This window comes from Pseudomonas pohangensis, assembly GCF_900105995.1.
Classification (GTDB): Bacteria; Pseudomonadota; Gammaproteobacteria; order Pseudomonadales; family Pseudomonadaceae; genus Aquipseudomonas; species Aquipseudomonas pohangensis.
This window is the reverse complement of the sequence record NZ_LT629785.1, coordinates 3,134,818-3,157,862: the sequence shown is the minus strand read 5'-3', so window position 1 is coordinate 3,157,862 and position 23,045 is coordinate 3,134,818. Positions and strand designations below refer to the sequence as shown.

The 23,045-nt window shown below is 61.9% G+C and carries 24 protein-coding genes; 9 read left to right on the top strand and 15 right to left on the bottom strand.

What is annotated here, in order from left to right; all coding sequences use genetic code 11:
* The first annotated feature begins 36 nt into the window (after nucleotides 1-36).
* Nucleotides 37-1,863, top strand: a complete 1,827-nt coding sequence (locus tag BLT89_RS14715) for a Na/Pi cotransporter family protein (protein ID WP_231975119.1) — start codon at nucleotides 37-39, stop codon at nucleotides 1,861-1,863.
* 66 nt (nucleotides 1,864-1,929) lie between these two features.
* On the opposite strand, the gene ggt is transcribed toward BLT89_RS14715, so the two are convergent.
* From ggt to BLT89_RS14680, 7 genes are all read right to left on the bottom strand, one after another.
* Nucleotides 1,930-3,603, bottom strand: a complete 1,674-nt coding sequence (gene ggt / locus BLT89_RS14710) for a gamma-glutamyltransferase (RefSeq protein WP_090197005.1) — start codon at nucleotides 3,601-3,603, stop codon at nucleotides 1,930-1,932.
* A 124-nt stretch (nucleotides 3,604-3,727) separates the two neighbouring features.
* Nucleotides 3,728-3,979 (bottom strand): YfhL family 4Fe-4S dicluster ferredoxin, encoded by a 252-nt coding sequence (locus BLT89_RS14705; RefSeq protein ID WP_090197002.1) that lies wholly within the window; start codon nucleotides 3,977-3,979, stop codon nucleotides 3,728-3,730.
* 117 nt (nucleotides 3,980-4,096) lie between these two features.
* The gene (gene coaD, locus BLT89_RS14700; RefSeq protein ID WP_090196999.1) at nucleotides 4,097-4,579 is read right to left on the bottom strand and encodes a pantetheine-phosphate adenylyltransferase; all 483 of its coding nucleotides are present in this window, start codon (nucleotides 4,577-4,579) and stop codon (nucleotides 4,097-4,099) included.
* 89 nt (nucleotides 4,580-4,668) lie between these two features.
* The gene (locus tag BLT89_RS14695) at nucleotides 4,669-5,661 is read right to left on the bottom strand and encodes a hydrolase (RefSeq protein WP_090196996.1); all 993 of its coding nucleotides are present in this window, start codon (nucleotides 5,659-5,661) and stop codon (nucleotides 4,669-4,671) included.
* A 4-nt stretch (nucleotides 5,662-5,665) separates the two neighbouring features.
* A complete protein-coding gene (gene rsmD / locus BLT89_RS14690; protein WP_090196992.1) occupies nucleotides 5,666-6,268 on the bottom strand; it encodes a 16S rRNA (guanine(966)-N(2))-methyltransferase RsmD in 603 nt (200 codons plus the stop codon).
* Nucleotides 6,268-7,755 carry a M16 family metallopeptidase gene (locus tag BLT89_RS14685; protein WP_090196989.1) on the bottom strand — a complete coding sequence of 496 codons (1,488 nt, stop codon included), beginning with the start codon at nucleotides 7,753-7,755 and terminating at the stop codon, nucleotides 6,268-6,270. The genes rsmD and BLT89_RS14685 overlap by 1 nt, the downstream gene beginning before the upstream one ends.
* A complete protein-coding gene (locus BLT89_RS14680) occupies nucleotides 7,748-9,103 on the bottom strand; it encodes a M16 family metallopeptidase (RefSeq protein ID WP_090196986.1) in 1,356 nt (451 codons plus the stop codon). The genes BLT89_RS14685 and BLT89_RS14680 overlap by 8 nt, the downstream gene beginning before the upstream one ends.
* Before the next feature lie 140 nt (nucleotides 9,104-9,243).
* Here BLT89_RS14680 and ftsY point away from each other — a divergent pair, with 140 nt between their 5' ends.
* The 4 genes from ftsY (at nucleotide 9,244) to rpoH (ending at nucleotide 13,388) form a co-directional block, all read left to right on the top strand.
* The gene (ftsY, locus tag BLT89_RS14675) at nucleotides 9,244-10,746 is read left to right on the top strand and encodes a signal recognition particle-docking protein FtsY (protein ID WP_090196983.1); all 1,503 of its coding nucleotides are present in this window, start codon (nucleotides 9,244-9,246) and stop codon (nucleotides 10,744-10,746) included.
* Nucleotides 10,743-11,411 (top strand): cell division ATP-binding protein FtsE, encoded by a 669-nt coding sequence (ftsE, locus tag BLT89_RS14670; protein WP_090196981.1) that lies wholly within the window; start codon nucleotides 10,743-10,745, stop codon nucleotides 11,409-11,411. The genes ftsY and ftsE overlap by 4 nt, the downstream gene beginning before the upstream one ends.
* Nucleotides 11,411-12,421, top strand: a complete 1,011-nt coding sequence (gene ftsX, locus BLT89_RS14665; RefSeq protein ID WP_090196978.1) for a permease-like cell division protein FtsX — start codon at nucleotides 11,411-11,413, stop codon at nucleotides 12,419-12,421. The genes ftsE and ftsX overlap by 1 nt, the downstream gene beginning before the upstream one ends.
* Before the next feature lie 112 nt (nucleotides 12,422-12,533).
* Nucleotides 12,534-13,388, top strand: a complete 855-nt coding sequence (gene rpoH / locus BLT89_RS14660) for an RNA polymerase sigma factor RpoH (protein WP_090196975.1) — start codon at nucleotides 12,534-12,536, stop codon at nucleotides 13,386-13,388.
* Nucleotides 13,389-13,491: 103 nt separating this feature from the next.
* Here the strand turns inward: rpoH and mtgA are convergent, their stop codons facing one another.
* Entirely contained in the window at nucleotides 13,492-14,229 is a 738-nt protein-coding gene (gene mtgA, locus BLT89_RS14655) for a monofunctional biosynthetic peptidoglycan transglycosylase (protein WP_090196972.1), read from the bottom strand.
* Between the two features lie 74 nt (nucleotides 14,230-14,303).
* On the opposite strand from mtgA, the gene BLT89_RS14650 reads away from it, so the two are divergent.
* From BLT89_RS14650 to trmB, 4 genes are all read left to right on the top strand, one after another.
* A complete protein-coding gene (locus BLT89_RS14650; RefSeq protein WP_090196969.1) occupies nucleotides 14,304-14,678 on the top strand; it encodes a DUF423 domain-containing protein in 375 nt (124 codons plus the stop codon).
* 70 nt (nucleotides 14,679-14,748) lie between these two features.
* Nucleotides 14,749-14,949, top strand: coding sequence for a sulfur carrier protein ThiS (thiS, locus tag BLT89_RS14645; RefSeq protein WP_090196967.1), 201 nt, complete (start codon nucleotides 14,749-14,751; stop codon nucleotides 14,947-14,949).
* An 83-nt stretch (nucleotides 14,950-15,032) separates the two neighbouring features.
* Nucleotides 15,033-15,827 (top strand): thiazole synthase, encoded by a 795-nt coding sequence (locus tag BLT89_RS14640; RefSeq protein WP_090196964.1) that lies wholly within the window; start codon nucleotides 15,033-15,035, stop codon nucleotides 15,825-15,827.
* Between the two features lie 2 nt (nucleotides 15,828-15,829).
* Nucleotides 15,830-16,546, top strand: coding sequence for a tRNA (guanosine(46)-N7)-methyltransferase TrmB (trmB, locus tag BLT89_RS14635; protein ID WP_090196961.1), 717 nt, complete (start codon nucleotides 15,830-15,832; stop codon nucleotides 16,544-16,546).
* A gap of 13 nt (nucleotides 16,547-16,559) precedes the next feature.
* On the opposite strand, the gene BLT89_RS14630 is transcribed toward trmB, so the two are convergent.
* The 7 genes from BLT89_RS14630 to BLT89_RS14600 form a co-directional block, all read right to left on the bottom strand.
* Nucleotides 16,560-16,883, bottom strand: a complete 324-nt coding sequence (locus BLT89_RS14630; protein ID WP_090196958.1) for a DUF3392 domain-containing protein — start codon at nucleotides 16,881-16,883, stop codon at nucleotides 16,560-16,562.
* 56 nt (nucleotides 16,884-16,939) lie between these two features.
* Nucleotides 16,940-18,103: a radical SAM family heme chaperone HemW gene (gene hemW / locus BLT89_RS14625; RefSeq protein ID WP_090196956.1), complete on the bottom strand. Its 1,164-nt coding sequence runs from the start codon at nucleotides 18,101-18,103 to the stop codon at nucleotides 16,940-16,942.
* Nucleotides 18,100-18,699 carry an RdgB/HAM1 family non-canonical purine NTP pyrophosphatase gene (rdgB, locus tag BLT89_RS14620; RefSeq protein ID WP_090196953.1) on the bottom strand — a complete coding sequence of 200 codons (600 nt, stop codon included), beginning with the start codon at nucleotides 18,697-18,699 and terminating at the stop codon, nucleotides 18,100-18,102. Before rdgB ends, hemW begins: the two co-directional genes overlap by 4 nt.
* Nucleotides 18,696-19,115, bottom strand: a complete 420-nt coding sequence (locus tag BLT89_RS14615) for a DUF4426 domain-containing protein (protein WP_090196950.1) — start codon at nucleotides 19,113-19,115, stop codon at nucleotides 18,696-18,698. Before BLT89_RS14615 ends, rdgB begins: the two co-directional genes overlap by 4 nt.
* A 39-nt stretch (nucleotides 19,116-19,154) precedes the next feature.
* Complete coding sequence (metW, locus tag BLT89_RS14610) at nucleotides 19,155-19,757, bottom strand: methionine biosynthesis protein MetW (protein ID WP_090196947.1); 603 nt, start codon at nucleotides 19,755-19,757, stop codon at nucleotides 19,155-19,157.
* Between the two features lie 7 nt (nucleotides 19,758-19,764).
* Nucleotides 19,765-20,904, bottom strand: coding sequence for a homoserine O-succinyltransferase MetX (gene metX / locus BLT89_RS14605; RefSeq protein ID WP_090196945.1), 1,140 nt, complete (start codon nucleotides 20,902-20,904; stop codon nucleotides 19,765-19,767).
* A gap of 107 nt (nucleotides 20,905-21,011) precedes the next feature.
* Entirely contained in the window at nucleotides 21,012-23,000 is a 1,989-nt protein-coding gene (locus BLT89_RS14600; protein ID WP_090196942.1) for a dynamin-like GTPase family protein, read from the bottom strand.
* Between the last annotated feature and the right edge of the window lie 45 nt (nucleotides 23,001-23,045).

The window sequence follows — 23,045 nt, the reverse complement described above, 5'->3', positions numbered from 1 at the left end:
AAATAAAGAGTGGCTGACACCAAACACCAGACAGCCTTGCGCTGGCGTTCCCACGTCTGGATTTTTCTGTTTGGCCTGCTGGCCCTGAGTTTCTTCTATAGTCCGGGCTGGCTGGCGCTCTGTGCCGGGCTGGCGCTCTTTCTGTTTGGCATGCAATGTCTGGAAGAGGGCTTGCGCCTGCTGACCGGCGGCAAGCTGGAGCGGGTGCTGGCGAAGAGTACCGCCAGTCCATTCAAAAGCCTGCTGTTCGGCATCATTTCTACTGCACTGGTGCAATCCAGTTCACTGGTTTCGCTACTGACCATCGCCTTTATCAGTACCGGGCTGATTACCCTGGCTGCCGGTATCGCGATTGTCTTCGGCGCCAATCTGGGCACTACCAGCGGCATCTGGCTGCTGGCGCTGGCCGGGCAAAAGGTAAGTCTTAGTCCGATTGCGCTGCCTTTTCTGGTGTTCGGGGTGCTGGGTAACTTTACCGGTCAACGTGGGCAGGCGGTCGGGCGGGTTGCCATGGGTATCGCCTTCCTGTTTCTCGGCATCGACCAGATGCGCGATGGCTTTTCCACCCTCGCCGGCAATTTTGATCCGTTGCAGTACCAGGTGTCGGGCATAGCAGGCCAGTTGCTGTACGCCGCTATCGGTATTCTGATCACGGTTTTGCTGCAGTCGAGTCACGCTACCCTGATGCTGATCCTGACTGCACTGGGCGGCGGTCATCTGGCTATCGAACAGGGCTTCGCGCTGGCCATCGGTTCCAACGTGGGCACTACTATCACTGCGATCATTGGCGCCGTGGGTGGTGCGCGGGCCGGGCAGCGACTGGCGCTGGCCCATGTGCTGTTCAATGTGAGTAGCGGAGTGTTGGCACTGGCATTGCTGGCGCCTATTTCTGCAGTGGTTTACTGGCTTGCGGATGATATTGGCTATAGAGGCAATCTGCTCATCGAGCTGGCCATATTCCACAGCCTGTTCAATGCGATGGGTGTCGCACTGTTCTGGCCCTTGCGTGACCGTCTGGCAGCATTCCTTGAGCGCCGGCTGCCTGACCAGCTAGAGCCGGCAGTTCTGATTACCGATCTGGCGCACCAGGAAGTGCAGCCGACAAGGGCACGTTACCTCGATGAAAGCGCGCTGGCCTCTGCGGATACGGCGGTCAGGGCAGTGCTGCACGAGCTGCAGCACATGGGCCGCCTTAGTCTGGAAGTAATTTGCCATGCGCTGTTTCTTCCGGTCGACCAGTTGAATCTCAGGCACCCCGATCCGGCGCTGCTCAATGCCAAGCCCAGGCTTCAGGAAACTGAAGCTGGCCAGCTGTATCAGCTGCATATTAAAGGCGTTTACAGTGATTTGCTGACCTTCATGAGTCGCCTGGATATCGAGCTGGATCAACCGCAACGAGCCTTCTGGCTGGGATGTCAGCGCGCGGCAATGGAGTTGGTGGATGCCGTAAAGGACGCCAAGCATCTGCAGAAAAATCTCGGCTTCTATCTGCGCGGCGACGACGCCATGATCCGTCAGGAGTACGTCGAGTTGCGCCGGCATATTATTTCCATGCTGCAGGAAATTCGCGAGATCAGTCAGCTCGATGTGCCCCGGGAAGCCTGGAGCGAGCGCGTGCAGCTGTTCGACGAGGCTGCAGCCAAGTATGACGGTGACTTCCGCGACAGGGTCTTTGCCGAGGTGCGCAGTGCGCGCCTGAGCGGTGATCAGGCCAGTTCATTGATGAACGATCTGGGCTATGCCGGCCGCATTATCCAGAGCTTGCGCAACGTTCTGCTGCTGAGCCGCAGCCCGGACAGTCAGTTCGTGGGAGCGCTGCGCGAGATACTCGCCGAAGACAAGCAACTGATTTTTTTCGACTGAAGGCTTGCCGGTCCGGCTGGCTGGCGTGCCTGCCCTCGGCGCCCATCAGGACGCTGAGCGTGACCGCTACTCTGTGGTTGCTGGCAGGGTTGCGGCCAGTCCGCCTCCGCGGGGGTCGCTGGCGACTTCCACCCGGTTATCCGTTTTGCTCCAGCGCAACACCTGCTGGTTGCCATAACGCCTGTCAAGCATCTCCGGGTGATGCCCGCGAGCTTTCAGTTGGTCTGTCTGCGTCGCACTGAACGCGCTCGGTTCGTACTCGAGTTTGTCCGGCAAGTACTGTTGATGAAAGCGGGGTGCCGAGGTCCAGCTGGCAATAGGCTGCCTGTCCAGATATTGCAGTATGGCCAGCAGCAGCGTGCTCGGAATGCGGCTGCCGCCCGACGTGCCGAAAGCAGCAAAGTCGTCCGGGCCTTCGATAAAGGTCGGGCTCAGGCTGGATAGCGGGCGCTTGCCGGGAGCAATGACGTTGGCAACGTTGGCGCTCAGGTCATAGGTATTCCGGCCTTGCAGGTCGGCAGCAAAGTTGTCCATTGCATCGTTCAGCAACACGCCGGTTTCCGGCACGGTAAAGGCCGCGCCAAAGGGCAGGTTGATCGACAGTGTGGCAGCGACAGCGTTGCCCTCGCTGTCGATCAGGCTGAAGTGCGTGGCCTGCTCATCATCGCGTCTGGCCGGTGCCCGCGGCAGGCTGCTGCTGGGCGTGGCGTGCTGTGGGTCAATGCTCCTGGCCAGCTGCTCCAGATAACGGGTATCGAGTAGCGACTCGAGAGGGTTGTCAGTGTAGTCAGGGTCGCCCAGCTGACTGCGCTCACGGTAGGCGCGGCGCAGCACCTCGATGACCAGATGTGTGCGCTGTACGGGTTCGGCTTGCTGCCAGGGCAGTTGTTGCAGCATGCCCAGACTTTGCGCCAGTGCCACACCGCCGGCCGAGGGCGGCGGGGCGCTGATCAGCAGGCGCTGGCCGTCCAGCTCGAACAACAGTGGCTGGCGCTCGATCACCCGATAGTCGGCCAGGTCGCGCAGGCTCCAGATGCCGCCACCAGCCCGCACACCAGCAACCAGTTGCTCAGCCATTTCGCCCTGGTAGAAACCGGCGGCACCGTAAGCTGCCAGGCGCTTCAATGTCTTCGCCAGTTGCGGTTGGCGGATCAGGCTGTATTGCTCGGGAACTGCACCCCGGGCAAGAAAAATCCGCGCACTTTCCGGGTTTTTACGTAGTGTCTGCAGGCGCCAGCTGGCGAGTTCCTGATAAGTGCGATCAACGGGAAAGCCATCCTCGGCCAGGCGGATCGCCGGCGTCAGCGAGGCCAGCAGGGGCAGTCGGCCGTAGCGTTGCGCCAGATCAACCAGTGCGGCGGGCAACCCGGGAATGGCTGCTGCTTGTGCGCCGTTCAGCGACTGTTCGGGGTTCTGTCGATACATGTCCGCGTGCGCTGCGCGGGGCGCCCGCTCGCGGGCATCGAGAAAGCGATAGGCGGGTTTGTTGCCAGCCTGGCGCAGCAGAAAGAAACCACCGCCACCGAGGCCGGATGCATAGGGTTCGACCACCGCCAGTGCGGCGCTAACGGCAATGGCCGCATCAAAGGCATTGCCACCGGCGGCGAGGGTTTCCAGCCCGGCCACGGTGGCTGCCGGGTGAGCGGTGGCCACTGCGGCTTGCCCGGGTCTGTCGGCAGCCTGGGTCAACAGGCTGAGACTGAGCAGGGGCGTGGCAAACAGCGCGGGCAGTCGTTTCATCAAGTTAGCCGGTGCAGTGGCGCAGGTTGGGCTTCAGTCCGCTGTTGAAGGTCGAAATCTGCCGGGCTGAAGCCTGCCCTGGACCTTGGCGGGGCCTATATGGCTGGCCGGACAGGCCCTGGTTTCAGGCTTTGCCGGAGATAATCAGATATTTCTGCATCAGCTCATCCTTGCTTTCGACGTGATTCACATCGAGCGGGATGCAGTCGACCGGGCAGACCTGTTGGCATTGCGGCTCATCGTAGTGCCCTACGCACTCGGTACACAGGTTGGGGTCGATCTCGTAGATCTCCTCGCCCTGGGAAATGGCGGCATTCGGGCATTCGGGTTCACAGACATCACAGTTGATGCAGTCGTCGGTAATGATCAGGGACATGCAACGGCTCCCGTCATGCATCTGGCACGACGTTATTGGCTATCGATGGACGAATTGTGCCGTAACACAGGCCGCTGCGTCACGCCCGGATAGCGGCCAGGCGTGTGCTTGCGGGGTTCAGCGATCCTTGAAGCGTTCGTCCAGGGCCGCAGCCACGGCCGGATGCACGAACTTGCTGATATCGCCGCCGAGTGCGGCAATTTCGCGTACCAGCGTCGAGGAGATGTACGAGTATTTTTCGGAGGGCGTGAGGAACATGCTTTCCACATTCGGCGCCAGCTGGCGGTTCATGTTGGCCAGCTGGAATTCGTACTCGAAGTCGGATACCGCGCGCAATCCGCGCAGGAAGACATTGGCCCTCTGTTCGGTGGCGAAGTGCGCGAGCAGGGTGGAAAAGCCGACCACCTCGATATTCGGCAAGTGACTGGTCACTTCACGGGCCAGTTCGACGCGCTGTTCGAGAGTGAATAGCGGGTTTTTCTTCGGGCTGGCTGCCACCGCGATGATCACTGTATCGAACAGTCGAGCAGCACGTTCGATCAGGTCTCCATGACCTTTGGTGATGGGGTCGAAGGTGCCGGGATAAAGCACTCTGTTCATCGCAAGGTCCTGCCGAGGGGGTATGAAGGGCTGGATGTTAGCTCAGCAAGCAGTCCCGGCCAAGGTTGCGCAGATAAATCAGTCCTGTCTTAGTTGCCTTTCAGCTGTTGCGCCAGCCAGGCGGGAATCCGCCGCTCCAGATAAAAGGCGGGGCGGCGCAGGCTGCCCTCGATGAAGCCGACATGGCCGCCGCGGGCATGCAGTTCCAGGGTGGTGCCGGCAGACAGCTCGTCTGTTGCCGGAATGCTGTGACGGAACACAAAGGGATCATCCGCGGCCTGGATCAGCAGGGTACGCACGCGAATGGCGCCGAGAAAATAGCGGCTGGACGCGCGTCGATAGTAGTCATCGGCATCGGCAAAGCCGTGCAGCGGCGCGGTAACACGGCCGTCGAAGTCCCAGAAGGTGCGCATATCTTCCAGCTGGCCGAGATTCTCGAGGGCGGCCAGCGGTTCGCGGCGGCCTTCATCGCGAAAGCGTTGTTGCTTGTCGCGCACATAGGCCAGCAATTCGCGCATGAAGTGTGCCTGATAGACCCGCGAAAAACCGATGCCGATGCGGTCCGCGCACTGATCCAGGCGAAAGGGCACCGATACCGCCACGGCGGCCTGCAGGCCGGAGTGTTCCGCAGTTTCGCCGAGGTACTTGAGCAATACGTTGCCGCCCAGTGAATAGCCCACGGCATGCAGTGGCGCCATCGGGCGGGTCGCCTGCAAGTGGCGAATGACCGTGGCCAGGTCCTCACTGACGCCGGAGTGGTAGCCGCGCGGCAACAGGTTTGCTTCTCCGGAACAGCCGCGCCAGTTCAGCCCGACACTGGCCCAGCCCTGCGCCGCCAGAGCCTGTTGCAGACCAAGCACGTAATGCGAACCGGAAGAGCCGGTCAGGCCGTGCAGCACCAGCACCAGCGGCGCTTCGGCCGTATGCGGGCCGTACCAGTCCAGATCAAGGAAATCGCCATCTTCCAGCCACAGGCGCTCGCGCTGGCGCTGCAGTTGCGGCGCTTGCCGGAAGAACGCACTCCAGAGTGTCTGCAGGTGCGGGTTGCGCAGCCACCAGGCCGGTTGGAAGTTGCCATTCATGGGTTCAGGCCGTACGTTGCCACAGCGTGTAATACACCTGGCCAGCCTTCTGTTCGCGATGCAGGCGCCAGTTACCCGGCAGGCCAAGGCTGGAGGGCGGGTTATCGCTTTCGGTGTATATCCATGCGTCCTTGCTCAGCCAGCCTTGTTCTTCCAGCGCAGCGCAGGCCGGTCGCAGCAGGTCCTGGCCGAACGGCGGATCGAGAAATACCAGATCAAACGCCGTTGCTGCTTGCTGCTGCAGGTAGCGCAGGGCATCGGTGTTGAGCAGCTGGCCGTTGTCACAGCGCAGGATCTGCAGATGACCGCGCAGGGCGTTGATGGCTGCCGGGTTCTGGTCCAGCGCCAGGGCACTGCCGGCACCGCGCGAGAGGGCTTCGAGAAACAACGCACCGCTACCGGTAAAGACGTCCAGCACCCGGGCGCCTTCGACATGGGGTGCCAGCCAGTTGAACAGGGTTTCGCGCACGCGGTTGGGGGTCGGGCGCAGGCCGGCAGCCATCGGGAAATTGAACTGCCGGCTGCGCCAGACACCGGCGATGATGCGCAGCTGGCCTTCGCCGCCATGGCTGGCGACGGCTGGCCGGGCTTTCGGTTTATTGCGCATCAGTGCTCCGGTACGCCGGCAGGCAGTGCTGCCGGTTTGTCAGTGGGTGGTGGTAGTTCCTTTTGCGCGACAGTCGGCCCGGCGGTGACGATCAGCATGGCTTGCGCCGACAGATGTTTCTGCATGGCGGCTTTCACGCTTTCAACCGTCTGCGCCTGGACCTGCGCCATGAAGTCTTCCAGCTGGGTCAGGGGCAGGTCGTAGAAGCCGATCGCACCGAGCTGGCCGACGATGTCGGCGTTGCTGGCCGTGGTCATCGGAAAGCTGCCGGCGGTTTCACGCTTGGCATCATCCAGTTCTTTCTGCGTCGGGCCCTCGGCGAGGTACTGGCGCAGGATGTCCTGTACCAGCTGCAGGGTGCCCTCGCTCAGTTCGGCGCGGGTCTGCAGGTTGATCATGAACGGGCCGCGGGCCTGCATCGGGCTGAAGCTGGAGTACACCCCGTAGGCCAGCCCGCGCTTTTCGCGCACCTCTTCCATCAGACGCGTGCCGAAGCCGCCGCCACCGAGAATCTGGTTGCCCAGATAGAGTGCCGGGTAATCCGGATCCTGCCGGTCGACACCGAGTTGGGCCAGAAACAGGGTGGTCTGCGCCGACGGGAATTCGATGTGCTGCTGGCCCGGTTCGGGTGTTTCGGGCTGGGCCACTTTCGGCAGCGCAGGACCTTCTGGCAAGGCCCGGGAAACCTGTTCGGCTATGGCCTCGGCCTCGCTGCGGCTGAGATCGCCGACCAGTGCAATCACGGCGTTGCAGGCGCTGTAGGCTTTTTGATGGAATGCCTGCAGGGCTTGGACATCAATGCCGGGCACGCTTTGCGCATCGCCATCGCTGGGATGCGCATAAGGGTGCGTACCGTAGAGGTTCTCGAACAGCCTCAGCGCCGCCAGTTTGCCGGGGTTCTGCTTCTGCTGTTCAAAGCCGGCGAGCATCTGGTTCTGGATGCGTGCCAGCGAGTCTGCCGGGAAGGTCGGCCGGCCAATGACTTCGGTAAACAGTTCCAGTGCCGGGATCCGCTGTGCCGGGGCACTAAGGGTGCGCAGCGAGGCTATCGCCATGTCGCGGTAGGCACCGTTGCCGAAAGCAGCGCCAAGATTTTCGAAACCTTCGGCGATCGCAGTAACGTCCTTGCCGGCAATGCCTTCGTTGAGCATGGCATTGGTCAGCATGGCCAGCCCCGGTTGATCGCCATCATGGCTGCTGCCGGCGGCGAAAGTTACCCGCAGGTCGAGCATCGGCAATTCAGGCGCGGCGACAAACAGTACTTTCGAGCCTTCGGCGGTTTGCCAGGTCTGGATGTCCAGTGCGCGGCGGGCCGGGGCCTTGCCGTCCAGTTCGGCCAGCGACTGCAGGCCGGCAGCAGGCGCCTCCGTCGGGGCCAGATGAGCCTGGTCAGAGGTCGGCTGGCTGGCCAGCATGGCCAGTGCGCCAACCAGCAGGCTGATGATCAGGGCCGTCAGCGCGTAATGCAGTCCGTTGCGCTCATTCATCGCGGGGCTCCTCGGGCAATACGTAGGCGACGCTCAGGCGCGAGCGGGTGAAGTAGGTTTTCGCCGCGGCCTGGATATCGGCAGGCGTCACCGCCTGCAGGGCGGCGAGGTCCTCATCCATCAACTGCCAGCGCAGGCCGACGCTTTCCAGCTGGCCGATGGTGGTGGCCTGGCTGGTGATGGAGTCGCGTTCATAAACCAGCCCGGCGATGACCTGGGCGCGCACCCGCTCCAGCTCTTCGCTGCTCGGTGGCTGCTGTTGCAAGGCTTGCAGTTCCCCCCACAGACCGGCTTCAACCTGCTGCAGGGTTTTGCCTTTCTGCACATTGGGCGTGGCGGAAAGCACGAACAGGCTGTCACCGCGGGCAAAGGCGTCGTACCAGGCCGAAGCGCCGCTGACCAGTTCCGTGCCGCGCTCAAGGCGCGAAGGCAGGCGTGCACTGTAGCCACCATCGAGCAGGCCGGCGATCAGGCGTAACGCATGGATCGAAGTGCTGTCTTTGCTGGTGGCGAGGCCGGGCACGTTGAAACCCATCATCAGGCTGGGCAGCTGGGTTTTTACATGCAGGCTGATACGCCGCTCGCCCGGTTCGGCCAGCTCCAGTGGCCGTCGTGCAATCGGCACGCTGCGCTGTGGAATATTGCCGAAATAGCGCTGCGCGAGGGTTTTCACCTCCTCTGCGCTGACATCGCCGACCACCACCAGCGTGGCATTGTTCGGTACATACCAGGCCTGGTACCAGGCGCGCAGCTGCGGATCGGTCATGCGCTGCAGGTCGGCCATCCAGCCGATAGTCGGGTTGTGGTAGCCGCTGGCGGGGTATGCCAGCGCCTTGAAGCGCTCGTAAGCCAGCGAGGAAGGCTTGTCATCGGTGCGCATCCGCCGCTCTTCCTTGATCACCTCGATTTCACGGGTGAACTCTTCGGGCGGAATTTGCAGGCTGGCCATGCGATCGGCTTCCAGCTCGAAAGCCACCCCCAGACGGTCACGCGCCAGCACCTGGTAGTAGGCCGTGTAGTCGTCGGAAGTGAAGGCATTTTCCTCGGCGCCCAGTTCGCGCAGGATGCGCGAGGCTTCACCCGGGGCGAGGTTCTTGCTGCCCTTGAACATCATGTGCTCCAGAGCATGCGAGAGGCCGGTCTGCCCCGGTGTCTCGTAACTCGAGCCGATTTTGTACCAGAGCTGCGAAACCACCAGAGGCGCCCGGTGGTCTTCGCGCACAATCACCTTGAGGCCGTTGTCCAGGGTGAATTCGTGGGTAGGTTGCGGTGCCGCTGCAAGGGTTTGCACTGGCACGCTGAGGATGCAAGCAAGCAGGCATAACGCCCGCAGTTGTGTGAATTTCATCAGTATTGGAACCCGTCAGACGGCTGCGGCGGTCGTACCGCCAGCGAGCGTGGAGATGCTAGGATACGCATCCGTTTCCCCGGCGGCCATGACTAGCGGTATCCGGCTAGCGTGGCGCTTGCATGAGATAGTTGCCATCCATGTTTGGTTCCACTGACGACAAGAAAAACTCCCAGCCTCCGGCAGATCAGGCATCTGCCGGCCAGCAACCGGGTGCCCCGAAGCAGGCGCAGCCCGAAAGTCCGCTGCCTGCAGCCGACAAACCGGCTACGGAAAAGAAAGGCATGTTCGGCTGGATGCGCAGGAAACCGGCTGAGCAGCCGGCAGCCGGCGCAGCGCCGGCGGCGGCAGTCGCTTCGCAGCCGGATGTGCTGCCAGAACCGGCGCCGGAGCAGCAGGCCGCAGAAGGCCTGCCTGCCAGTGGAACTGCTCCGGTTGCTGAGGCGCAACCGCCGGTCTTGCCGGCGGAGCCTGCCCCGGCGGTTGCACCGCCTGAGCCGACTGAGCCGCCTGCGCTTCCGGCCGAGACGGCACCGGCTGCGGTTACCCCTGCAGCCACGCCCGCGCCGGCTTTCTCGCGTTTCCGTATCAATGCCGGCGCTGAAGTCAGCCATGCGCCGAGCCCAGGCGTTGCCGAAGCGCCGCCGGTGGTTCCGCCGCAAGTCGTTGCTGCTGTTGTTGCGGGCGAGGGTAAATCTGCCGAAGCGGTCAAGGATGGATTCTTTCTGCGTCTCAAGCTGGCTCTGGCGAAGACCAGTGCCAGTCTGGGCGAAGGCATGGCCAGCCTGTTTCTCGGCAAGAAAGCCATTGATGATGACCTGCTCGAGGAAATGGAAACCCGTCTGCTGACAGCCGATGTTGGTGTCGAGGCGACTACGCAGATCGTACAAAGCCTGACCCGCCGTGTGGCGCGCAAGGAGCTGGCGGACAGCAATGCGCTGTACAAGGCGTTGCAGGAAGAGCTTCAGCAGTTGCTCAAACCGGTGGAGCAGCCGCTGCAGATCGACAAAGCCATCCAGCCCTATGTGATTCTGGTGGTCGGAGTAAATGGTGCGGGCAAAACCACCACCATCGGCAAGCTGGCGAAGAAGCTGCAGCAGGATGGCAAGAAGGTCATGCTGGCTGCCGGCGATACCTTCCGTGCCGCAGCGGTAGAGCAGCTGCAGGTGTGGGGCGAGCGCAACCAGATACCGGTAATTGCCCAGCACACCGGTGCCGACTCGGCTTCGGTGATCTTTGACGCGGTACAGGCGGCCAAGGCCCGCGGCATTGATGTACTGATTGCCGATACGGCTGGCCGTCTGCACACCAAAGACAACCTGATGGAAGAGCTGAAGAAGGTGCGCCGGGTAATCGGCAAGCTCGATCAGACGGCGCCGCATGAGGTGTTGCTGGTGCTGGATGCCGGCACCGGACAGAATGCGATCAACCAGACCAAGCAGTTCCATCAGGCGGTCGAACTGACCGGGCTGGCACTGACCAAGCTGGACGGCACCGCCAAGGGCGGGGTGATCTTCGCCCTGGCCAAGCAGTTCAATCTGCCGATCCGCTACATCGGTGTGGGTGAGGGGATTGACGATCTGCGCACCTTTGCCGCGGACGATTTCGTCAAGGCCCTGTTTGCGGCCAGGGAGCGCACATGATTCGATTCGAACAGGTCGCCAAGCGTTACCCGAACGGCCATATCGGCCTGCATGAATTGAGTTTCAAGGTGCGGCGCGGCGAATTCCTGTTCGTCACCGGTCACTCGGGCGCCGGCAAAAGTACTTTGCTGCGCTTGTTGCTGGCCATGGAGCGCCCCTCCAATGGCAAGTTGCTGCTGGCCGGGCAGGATCTGGCGAGCATCACCAATGCACAGATTCCCTATCTGCGCCGACAGATCGGTGTGGTCTTCCAGAATCACCGCTTGCTGCTCGATCGCAACGTGTTCGCCAATGTGGCGTTGCCACTGCAGATTCTCGGCCTCGACAAGCAGGAAATCGCCGATCGTGTCGGCGTGGCGCTGGAGCGGGTCAGTCTCGGCGACAAGGCCCTGCAGTTTCCCGAGGATCTTTCCACCGGACAGCAGCAGCGCGTCGGTATTGCCCGTGCCATCGTGCATCGTCCGGCCCTGCTGCTGGCAGATGAGCCGACCGGCAACCTGGATCCGCGGCTGGCGGCAGAAATCATGGGAGTATTCGAGGACATTAACCGGCTGGGCACCACGGTACTGATCGCCAGCCACGACCTGGCCCTGATCGCACGCATGCGTCACCGCATGCTGACCCTGCAGCGCGGGCGCCTGATTGGCGACGGGGAGGCCAGCTGATGAGTGCCATACGTAATCCCAAAGCGGCTGAACGGATCGGTGGGCCGGCAGCCGTAGCCCCGGCAGGCGGGAAAAAGCCGGAGTCGGATTTCCGCCGGCATCTGCGTGCCTGGCTGGAAAGCCATCGCGCCAGTCTGCTCGACAGCCTGCGCCGTCTGGTCCGGCAGCCGTTTGGCAGCTTCTTCACCTGTCTGGTGATGGCGGTGGCGCTGAGTCTGCCCATGGGCCTGTCCCTGTTGCTGGGTAATCTCGAACGGCTGGGTGGCTCCTGGCAGAAGGCCGCGCAGATCTCGGTGTTCCTGAAAATGGACGTCGGCGATGCCCAGGGTGAAAAGCTGCGTGATGAAGTCGCCAGTATGCCCGGTGTGGCGCAGGCGGAATGGATCAGCCGCGAGCAGGCACTGCAAGAGTTCCAGCAAGGCTCCGGGCTGGGTCAGGCGCTCCGGGAGTTGCCGGAGAATCCGTTGCCCGGGGTGATTCTGGTGACGCCCCACGAGGTCGACAAAACCACTCTGGAGGCCCTGCGCAACCGCTTGGCCGAATTGCCAAAGGCCGAGCAGGTGCAGCTGGATATGGTCTGGGTCGAGCGATTGACGGCGATCCTGCGGCTGGGCGACCGCTTCGTGTTTGGCCTGAGCCTGTTGTTGATTGCCGCGCTGCTACTGGTCATCGGCAATACCATTCGGCTGCATATCGAGAACCGGCGCAACGAGATCGAGGTGATCAAGCTGGTCGGTGGTACCGACAGTTATGTACGCCGACCGTTCCTTTACATGGGCGCACTCTATGGCGCGGGTGCCGGCTTGCTGGCCTGGGGCCTGCTGGCCTATGGGCTGGACTGGCTCAATGGTGCGGTGATGCGTCTGGCCGGGTTGTATGGCAGCGATTTCGCCCTGCTCGGCGTGCCTGCGGAGGATGGCCTGTCCCTGTTGCTGGCGGCCCTGCTGTTGGGTTATATCGGTGCCTGGCTGGCTGTCGCGCGGCATCTGAGCGAGCTCTCGCCAAGATAGTAACTAGCTGATTTTATTGGATTATATGATCTGTAAGGGAACTTTTCAGGCGGTTCCATGTCTGAAGGCGCAGTGCTAAACTGCAGCCCGTTTCGTGAGTCGGAGGATTCGCATGACCACATCTTTGCAACCTGCCTATGCCCTGGCGCCCGGTGCCAACCTGGAGTCCTACGTGCATACGGTCAACAGCATCCCGCTGCTGAGTGTCGAGCAGGAGCGCGAGTTGGCTGGAAAACTGTTTTACCAGCAAGACCTGGAAGCCGCCCGCCAGATGGTGTTGGCGCACCTGCGTTTTGTCGTACATATCGCCCGCAGCTATTCCGGCTACGGGCTGGCCCAGGCTGACCTGATCCAGGAAGGCAACGTCGGCCTGATGAAAGCGGTCAAGCGTTTCAACCCGGAAATGGGTGTGCGCCTGGTGTCCTTTGCGGTGCACTGGATCAAGGCGGAGATTCACGAGTTCGTTCTGCGTAACTGGCGTATCGTCAAAGTCGCTACCACCAAGGCGCAGCGCAAGCTGTTCTTCAATCTGCGCAGCCAGAAGAAGCGTCTGGCCTGGCTGAGCAACGATGAAGTGCATGCAGTGGCTGAAAGCATGGGCGTCGAAGTGCGCGAAGTGCGGGAAATGGAAAGCCGCCTGAGCGGGCATGACATGTCTTTCGATCCGGCTGCCGATGCCGATGACGATGCGGCTTACCAGACGCCTGCACATTATCTGGAAGACAATCGCTACGACCCGGCGCGGCAGATGGAAGATGCCGACTGGGCCGACAGTTCCTCGGCCAGTCTGCATGAGGCGCTGGACGGTCTGGATGAGCGCAGCCGCGATATTCTTTACCAGCGCTGGCTGGCCGAGGAAAAATCCACCCTGCATGACCTCGCGGCCAAGTACAACGTTTCCGCCGAGCGCATCCGTCAGTTGGAGAAAAATGCCATGAACAAGCTCAAGGGCTCGATTCAGGCCTGACGTTGTTGCAGAGGTTCAAGACCCGCCCCAGTGGCGGGTTTTTTGTTTTGACCGTGCATGCTTGTCTGGCGCGACCACGGTGCCCCGGGGTCTATCGGCAGCTTTATGGCGAGGGTAGTGCTGCCGGCCACCATGCGGGTGGCCGGGACTGCAACCTGGCCAGATAATGACTGCCGCCCAGCTGATAGCTTTGCTGCCGAATCCACCTGGCCCGGCGGGTCACATGCGGTCCCGGCTTGTGCGCGCTCCAGGCGCGCGGGTTGGGCAGTACGGCGGCCAGCAGGCTGGCCTGCTGGTTGGACAGGTAGGCTGCGCCAATACCGAAGTGATAACGTGCGGCGGCCTCTGCACCGAAGATGCCATCGCCCCATTCGGCGCTGTTCAGGTAGACCTCGAGAATCCGCTGCTTCGACCACAACAGTTCGATCAGCACGGTAAACCAGCTTTCCAGACCCTTGCGCAGCCAGCTGCGGCCGGACCAGAGGAAGATGTTCTTGGCCACCTGCTGGCTGAGGGTACTGGCGCCGCGCAGGTTGCCGCCGCTCTGGTTGTGGCTGATGGCCGCACGGATGGCATCGACATCAAAGCCCCAGTGATCGGCAAACTTCTGGTCTTCGGCGGCGATCACGGCCACCTTCAGGTTGTCCGGCAGCTCGGACCAGGGTCGCCAGCTGCGCTGCAGCTCGACCGGCTCGCCATCGGCCCAGGATTCCAGCTTGCGCTCGATCATCAGTCCGCTGCCGATCGGCGGTATCCAGCGCATGGACAGCACCAGCAATACCGACAGGGCAGCAAAATAGAAGGCGTAACGCAGCAGGCGTCGAAACAGGGAGCGCAGCATTGCAGCTTGGCCGTGAGACAGGAGGCGGCCATTATAGCCAGACCTTTTCTGGTCTGTTTCTGTGGAGAGTGCAAATGGCACGAGTGTTCCTGTTGCTGGCTGCCTTTGGCGGCTTTACCGGCGTGGCGCTGGGGGCCTTTGCCGCCCATGGCCTGAAGGCGCGCCTGAGCAGCGAGTATCTGGCGGTATTCCAGACCGGCACGCACTACCAGCTGGTGCACAGTCTGGCGCTGCTGGCGGTGGCGTTGCTGTGGCTGCATGCCCCGCAGCCAGTGTTGCGCGTCAGCGGTGTGCTGTTCGCTCTGGGTATCCTGCTGTTTTCCGGCAGCCTGTATCTGCTCACCCTGACCGGCATCAGCAAGCTGGGCATGATCACACCGCTCGGTGGACTGGCCTTTCTCGGTGGCTGGTTCTGTCTGGGCCTGGCGGCCTGGCGGATGGGGCGTTGATTCGCACCTTGGTCATCAGGGTTGATCGGGCTAGAATGCCCACCCCTTTTCCGATGGTTGGCAGACGCTCATGCAGATCCGGCTCAATGGCTGCGCATTCGAGTTACCAGACCACGCAACAGTTGCCGAATTGCTGGCAAAGCTGGATCTGCAGGGCCGGCGCGTAGCGGTAGAGCTGAATCTGGATATCGTGCCGCGCAGTCTGCACGGCAGCACCCTATTGAAAGACAATGATTGTGTCGAAGTGGTGCATGCCATCGGCGGCGGTTAGCCGGAAGGTCGTTTGCGTTGCCATCAATCCGTTTTATCCAGCCATTGGTTGTTGCCAATGGCTCTCGCAGGGAGTTACATGCCATGAGCCAGGCCCGACCTGACAAGCCGTTTGTGATCGCCGGCCGCACCTACCAGTCGCGGCTGCTGGTCGGTACCGGCAAGTACCGCGACCTTGAGGAAACCCGTCTGGCTATCGAGGCCAGTGGCGCAGAGATAGTCACGGTAGCGGTACGTCGCACCAATCTTGGCCAGAATCCTGGCGAGCCGAACCTGCTCGATGTCATTTCACCCGAGCGCTATACCATCCTGCCGAATACCGCGGGTTGTTTTGACGCCGTGGAGGCGGTACGAACCTGCCGCCTGGCGCGCGAACTGCTGGATGGCCGCAATCTGGTCAAGCTGGAAGTGCTGGCCGACCAGAAGACCCTGTTCCCCAATGTGATCGAAACCCTCAAGGCCGCCGAGGTGCTGGTCAAGGATGGTTTCGACGTAATGGTCTACACCAGCGATGATCCGATCATCGCTCGCCAGCTGGCTGAAATCGGCTGTATCGCGGTGATGCCGCTGGCCGGCCTGATCGGTACCGGGCTGGGCATCTGCAACCCCTACAACCTGCGCATCATCCTCGAGGAGGCCAGGGTGCCGGTACTGGTGGATGCCGGCGTAGGTACCGCTTCCGACGCCACCATTGCCATGGAGCTGGGTTGTGATGCGGTGCTGATGAACAGTGCGATTGCCCATGCCGGTGACCCGGTGCTGATGGGTGCAGCCATGCAGCACGCGATTATCGCCGGTCGTCTGGCCTGGCTGGCCGGGCGCATGCCGAAGAAGCTCTATGCCAGTGCATCGTCCCCACTTGAAGGCACCCTGAGTTGAGCATGACTGACGACCAATCGGCTGCGCCCGAGGCAAACGAACGCCCGCACCGCGCGATCAAGAGCTTTGTCATGCGCTCCGGACGCATGACCGAAGGGCAGCAGCGCGGGCTGGATCAGGGCTGGCCGAAGTTCGGCCTTGAACCGGGTGCCGGGCTGCAGGATTTTGATCAGCTGTTCGGTCGCAGCGCGCCGCGCACTTTCGAGATCGGTTTCGGCATGGGTCAGGCCACGCTGGAGATGGCCGCCGCCGCACCCGATGAAGATTTCATTGGTGTCGAGGTGCATCGCCCGGGTGTCGGCGCACTGCTCAACGGCATGCTGACGCAGAACCTGAGCAATATCCGCGTGTACAGCTGTGATGCCATTGAAGTGCTGCGCGATTGCGTGGCGGACGCCAGTCTCGACCGCCTGTTGCTGTTCTTTCCCGACCCCTGGCACAAGGCCCGCCATCACAAGCGGCGTATCGTCCAGCCGGGCTGGGCGCAGCTGGTGCGGCAAAAACTGAAAGTGGGTGGTGTGCTGCACATGGCCACCGACTGGGAGGCCTATGCCGAACACATGCTGGAAGTGATGAATGCCCAGCCAGGCTATCGCAATCTGGCCGCAGACGGCCGCTATGTGCCGCGCCCGGCAGAGCGGCCGGTGACCAAGTTCGAGCGCCGTGGCGAGCGCCTCGGGCACGGCGTGTGGGATCTGAAGTTCCAGCGCATCGACTGACTGGCCTGGCTGATCAGCCCCGGTCAGCCAGCACACCGATCAGGAAGAAAACCAGCAACAGCACCGGCGCCAGCGTGTAGTTGTTGAAGTAGCCCAGCGCATTGGCCAGCCACGGGCTGAGAAATATGATCGCCAGCCCGTAACCGGCCACGCATACCAGTACGAACAGCAGGGTGCGCAGAAAGAAGTTCAGGCCGCCAATCGAGCGCCTGATCGCGTTGTTGATCCCCGGTCCGAACAGCACCAGTAACGTGGCCATGATCGCCAGCGCAATCTCGGACAGATGGCCGCGACTCCAGCGCGAAAGGTCGGTGAGCAAATCCAGCAGCAAGTCCATCGGTGGTCCTTCAGGGTGGTTGGGCAGGTGTCAGTAGCGGTTTAGCCCGGTGCAGGTCAGGGCAGAAAGTACTGCAGCAGATCATTGAGAAACAACTGCCCTTCGCGGCTGGCGCACAGCCGTTGCGGCTCGCGCTCCAGCAAGCCGCGGCTTTCGGCCAGAGCGCGTGCGCTGGCCAGGCATTCCAGTGGCAGGCCACAGCGCTGGCTGAACAGTTCGCTGGCTACCCCCTGGTTCAGGCGCAAGGCATTCATCAGGAACTCGAACGGCAGTTCCTCGGCGCTTAACAGGCGTTGACCGGCAATGAAGTCTTTGCCCGCAGCCAGATAGTCTTTCGGCTGGCGGGTTTTCCAGCTGCGCTGGATTGCGCCCCGCGGGCTGCTCAGCTTGGCGTGGGCGCCGGCGCCGATGCCGAGAAAATCACCGAACTGCCAATAGTTGAGATTGTGCCGTGCCTGCCGGCCGGCTCTGGCATAAGCCGACACTTCGTATTGCGCATAGCCTTCGGTGGCGAGCAGCTGCTGGCCGGCCTGCTGGATATCCCACAGGGTGTCCTCTTCCGGCAGCTGCGGCGGCTGGCTCCAGAACTGCGTGTTGGGCTCCATGGTCAGCTGGTACCAGGACAGGTGCGCAGGACTCTGCGCGATGGCCGTGCGCAAGTCCTGCAGGGCATCGTCGATGCTCTGCCCGGGCAGGCCGTGCATCAGGTCCAGATTGAAATTGTCGAAACCGGCGGCACGCGCCATATCGGCTGCACGGATGGCTTCCGCGCCGTCATGGATACGCCCCAGGGCCTTGAGCTTGGCCGCATCGAAGCTCTGCACGCCGATCGACAGGCGATTGATGCCCAGGCTGCGGTAATCACGGAACTTGGCCTGCTCGAAGGTGCCGGGGTTGGCTTCCAGGGTAATTTCAATGCCCGTAGTGAAGTTGATGCGCTGTTCCACGCCATCCAGCAGGCGCCCAAGCGCGTTCGCGGAAAACAGGCTGGGGGTGCCGCCACCAAAAAAGATCGAAGTCAGCGGGCGCCCGTGCACATGCTGCAGATCCTGCTGCAGGTCAGCCAGCAGTGCCTCGACATAGTCATCTTCCGGCAGCTGCGGTCCGGCGGCATGGGAGTTGAAGTCACAATAGGGGCACTTGCGCACGCACCAGGGAATATGGATGTACAGCGACAATGGCGGGAGTTCGAAGCGGCTGGCAGGCTGGGCTTTGCTCATGCCAGATCCAGTCGCTGCCTGAGCAGGGCCATGGCACGGGCGCGGTGGCTGAGCCGGTTCTTGTCTGCCGGTGACAGCTCGGCACTGGAACACTGGCGCTCGGCTACCCAGAACAGCGGATCGTAACCAAAGCCATTGCTGCCTTGCGGCTGCGGCAGGATGCGTCCGCGCCAGAGCCCTTCGCAGATGACCGGCAAGGGATCATCGGCATGCCGCACCAGCGCCAGTGCGCAAACGAACTGCGCGCCTCGCTGGTCTTCTGCGACGTCCTTGAGGGCAACGAGCAATTTGGCATTGTTGGCTGCATCGCCCTGACCATCGGCATAACGTGCCGAATGGATGCCTGGCGCGCCGCCCAGCGCATCGACCGCCAGCCCGGAATCGTCGGCCAGTGCCGGCAAGCCGGATACGCGGGCGGCATGGCGCGCCTTGAGAATGGCGTTTTCGACAAATGAGAGGCCGGTTTCTTCCGGAACTTCGGTGCTGAATTCGGCAACCGAGCGCACGCGTATGCCGTTACCCAGCAAGGCCTGGAGTTCCTTCAACTTGCCGGCATTGTGGCTGGCCAGTACCAGCTCTTCGAGCAGCTTGGTCATTCGTCCGGAAACACTTCCTGATTGAAACTGAAGCTGTTGCTACTGCCATCGCTGCCCTTGACGTTGATCGTGAAGGTCAGTACTTCGCGTTGCTCCAGCGGGAACTGCGCCAGGTAGTAGCTGGCATTCTGTTCCTTGACCTGCCTGAAGGCCAGCGGCGTGCTCTGGCCGAGCAGGTTCTTCACCTCACCGTCCACCCGGGCCGCCAGCGGCTGGCCATTGCTGAGTACGGCAACGGTGACAACGCCTTCGGTCTTGCTGCGCACCAGGCCAGTGGCGGCCGCCGTATCGGGTTGCAGGAAACTCGAATTGAACACGCTGTAATGGACATCGGTGGTGCCGAAGGTCTGCTTGCGCTCGGCGAAGGCCGGCAGCGCCAGACACAGGGTGAGCAGACACAGGATTATTTTACGCATGGCAGACTCCTGTAGACGGCGGGTTGCGTGCGCGAGCTATTACGCACGGGCAGGACCGCTGACGCGATAAATGCCGATCTCACCCAATAGATTAGGCCATATGCGACTGACCATGCTGTCACGGTGCAGGTGATCCACCGCCAGGTGATCGAGCACGCTGACCTGCATCTCGCGGCACAGTGCTTCGAAGTCGCGGAAGGTGCAGAAGTGGATGTTCGGTGTGTTGTACCAGGTGTACGGAAGAAACTCGGATACCGGCATGCGGCCCTTGGTGGCCAGATACCAGCGACAGCGCCAGTGGGCAAAGTTGGGAAAAGTGATGATGCAGGTGCGGCCGACCCGCAGCATTTCGCGCAGCACCTTGTCCGGGTAGCGCAAGGCTTGCAGTGACTGGGTCATCACCACCACGTCGAAGCTGTTGCTGTCGAAGTTGCCCAGGCCCTGATCCAGGTCCTGCTCTATGACGTTGACGCCCTTGTCGATGCAGTTGGCAATGTGTCCGGCATCGATTTCCAGCCCATAACCGCTGACCTGCTTGTGTTCGCGCAACCAGTAGAGCAGGTCGCCATCGCCGCAGCCGAGGTCAAGCACACGGCTGCCGGCGGGGATCCATTCCTGAATGATGTCGAGGTCGGCTCTCATGACTGTCTCAAAAGGTTATACGGTTCATGTAGCTGCTGAAGGCCTGAATGTAGCGCGGAATCGGCATGAGAAAGGCATCGTGACCTTGCGGTGCGTCGATCTCCAAGTAGCAGACATTCTTTTGTGCAGCAATCAGGGCGTCGGCAATTTCACGCGAGCGGGCCGGTGAAAAACGCCAGTCCGTGGTAAAGGAGATCAGGCAGAAATCGGCTTCAACGTCAGCCAGCGTGCGGGTCAAATCGCCGTCATGTTTGCTGGCCGGATCGAAGTAGTCCAGCGCCTTGGTCATCAGCAGATAGGTATTGGCGTCAAAGCGCTCGGAAAACTCCTGGCCCTGATAGCGCAAATAGCTTTCGACCTGAAACTCGACGCTGTGCACGTCGAAATTCAGCTGCTCGTTCTTGCGCCGGTGACCGAATTTTTCGCCCATGGAGTCATCGGACAGGTAGGTGATATGCCCGACCATACGGGCCAGCGCCAACCCGCGCTTGGGAATCACGCCCTGGGCCATGAAGTGACCGCCGTGAAACTGCGGGTCGGTCAGGATGGCCTGGCGAGCTACTTCGTTGAAGGCAATGTTCTGTGCCGAGAGTGCCGGTGCCGAGGCAATCGCCAGGCAGTGCCGGATGCGCTGCGGATAGCTGATGGCCCACTGCATGGCCTGCATGCCTCCGAGGCTGCCACCGATGACTGCGGCCCACTGCTGGATACCCAGCACGTCGGCCAGGCGTGCCTGGCTGTGCACCCAGTCCTCGACTGTGACTACCGGGAAGTCGGCGCCAAACGGCTGGCCGGTTTGCGGGTTGTGGCTGGCCGGTCCGGTTGAACCGTTGCAGCCGCCAAGGTTGTTCAGGCTGACGACGAAAAATTTGCGCGTATCCACGGCCTTGCCCGGGCCGATGCAGCTGTCCCACCAGCCGGGCTTGCGGTCTTCCGTGCTGTGGTAACCGGCGGCATGGTGGTGTCCGGACAACGCGTGACAGACCAGCACGGCATTGCTGCGGGCAGCATTGAGCTCGCCATAGGTTTCGTAGACCAGTGTGTAGTCAGCCAGGCTGCGACCACAGGCCAGCTCCAGCGGCTCGCTGAAGTGCATTTGCTGTGGAGTGACCAGACCGACGGAGTCTTCGGGGAACGCGGTGGGCATCGACCCTGCTCTCATTTTGGGAAGTGCAGCAGTCTAATTAGCACTGCCGCGCCGGGCAAGCGCGCGGGGCGGTGTGTTGCTGCAGGATATTGCGGCGGCGGCAGTGTTCAGGCGGACTCGCCGGCATCGCGCTGGCGCAGGCCGACCGGCAGATTGACCACTTTCGCCTGGCGCTGGATGGGCGGCGGTCTGCGCATGATGCGCAGGATGTCACTGGCCTCGGTCAGCTGTACTTCCAGCTCATTGCCGTAGCGCTCCATTTGCACAGAGCGCTTTTGCGTTTGCTGGGTTTCCTGGGCGAGGACGCGCAGACGCAGCATGTGGGTTTCCAGCAGCTGCTTGTGTTCCATGGTGTGCTGCATCAGTGGCATCAGCGCATCGTTGGCCCATTGTTCGGCATCATTGCGGATGCGCTCGTGCAAGGCGATCACTTCCTGCATCAGGGTGTCGTAAAAGCGTTTGCTGAGGATGGACGGGTCGGTCAGGAGCGTTTTCAGCTGCAGGCGGAACTGATCCGATTGCTCCTGCAGTTGGCGTAGTTCGCGCTGGTAACGCTTGACGTTGAACAGCGGCGCATCCATGCCGTTGAGCGGATTTTCCTGATTGTGTCTGGTGTAGATGGCTTCGACCATCTTGTTGGCGGTCTCGGCCTCGTGCTCAAGGCTTTCCAGATCAGCGGCAACCGACTTGAAGAAGTGTTGAATGGCACGGTTGATGCCAAGGCCGGTCCAGCTGCCTTTCAGATTGGTGCGGACTTTTTCAATGTGCTGTTCAAGGCGTTGCGCCCGGGTCGCGGCCTGCAACAGATCGCCTTGACGGTGCAGGAGGCGCTGGTTGCCCTTCAGGCCAAGCAGGCGCTTGTGATGCAGGGCATGGTCTTCCTTGGTCTTGGCGGTCAGTTCATGCAGCATCTGGCCGTTATCCTGCTGGTGCCCGGCCAGTTGTGTCTGCTGCTCGCGAACCTTGAGCAGGCGCTGGCTGAGCACTTGCTGGCTGTTGTGCAACATGCTGAGAATCTGGCTGACCACGCGGGTTTCGATCATCTGCTCTTTCTGGGTGACGATTCGCTCGCACAGCAACTGCTCGAGGCTGCCCAGCTGGCTGCGTGCCAGTAGCAGATTGTCCTTGCGGACCTTGGCCAGCATGCCTTGCTTGGCGGACAGTGGCAGTACGTCGGCAACCGACAGGCCGAGCTGGCGCGCGGTGGTTTGCTGGATCCGGCCAATGGCATTCTGCACGAAGGTTTCACCGGCCAGATCGTCCCAGAGCACGTCGATCTTGTTCAGTACGGCGAACAGGTTGTGCTGGGTGTCGTCGTCGAGCTGGCGGATATGCTGTTGCCAGATCGCCATGTCGCTGGCGGTAACGCCCGTATCTGCCGCCAGCAGGTAAATGATGGCCTGGGCGCTGGGTAACATGGACAGGGTCAGTTCAGGCTCGCTGCCCAGGGCATTCAGGCCGGGGGTGTCGAGAATGCGCAGGCCCTGGCGCAGCAACGGGTGATCCATGTTGATCAGCGCATGCCGCCAGGCTGGAACCAGGACGATGCCGGGCTTCCCGGCACCTTCCAGCAGGTCGGGATGGAAGCCCAGGGCAATGGCTTTCTCCACCGGCATTGGTTTGCTGCGGGCCACCTGTGCAAAGGCCTTGGCCATACTTTCGCTATCGTCCAGTGCCAGCGGGATGTTTACCCAGTGGCGCGGTACACGCTTGAATTGCGACACGCTGGCTTGTGCCGCGCGCGTTTCGATCGGCAGCAGACGGATATACGAGCGCTCGGAAGCCGGGTCATAAAACAGCTCGGTCGGGCACATGGTGGTGCGCCCCGCCGTAGATGGCAGCATGCGCTGGCCATAGGCGGAAAAGAACAGGCTGTTGATCAGCTCGCTTTTGCCGCGGGAAAATTCGCCAACAAAGGCCAGGGTGATGTGGTCGGTGCGCAGCAATTGCAGGGAGCGCTCAAGCCGGGCATCGAGCGCCGGGGCGTTGAGGCGATTGCGCTCCAGCCAGCTGCGATATCTGGTGATTTCACGTACCAGTTCGCGCTTCCAGGCAACGTAGCTGTCTACCTGCTGGCTCAGTAGCTCCATGCTCATCCCGTTGCCCCTGCTGTTGTCGCCAAAGGCACCATTATGCGGCGC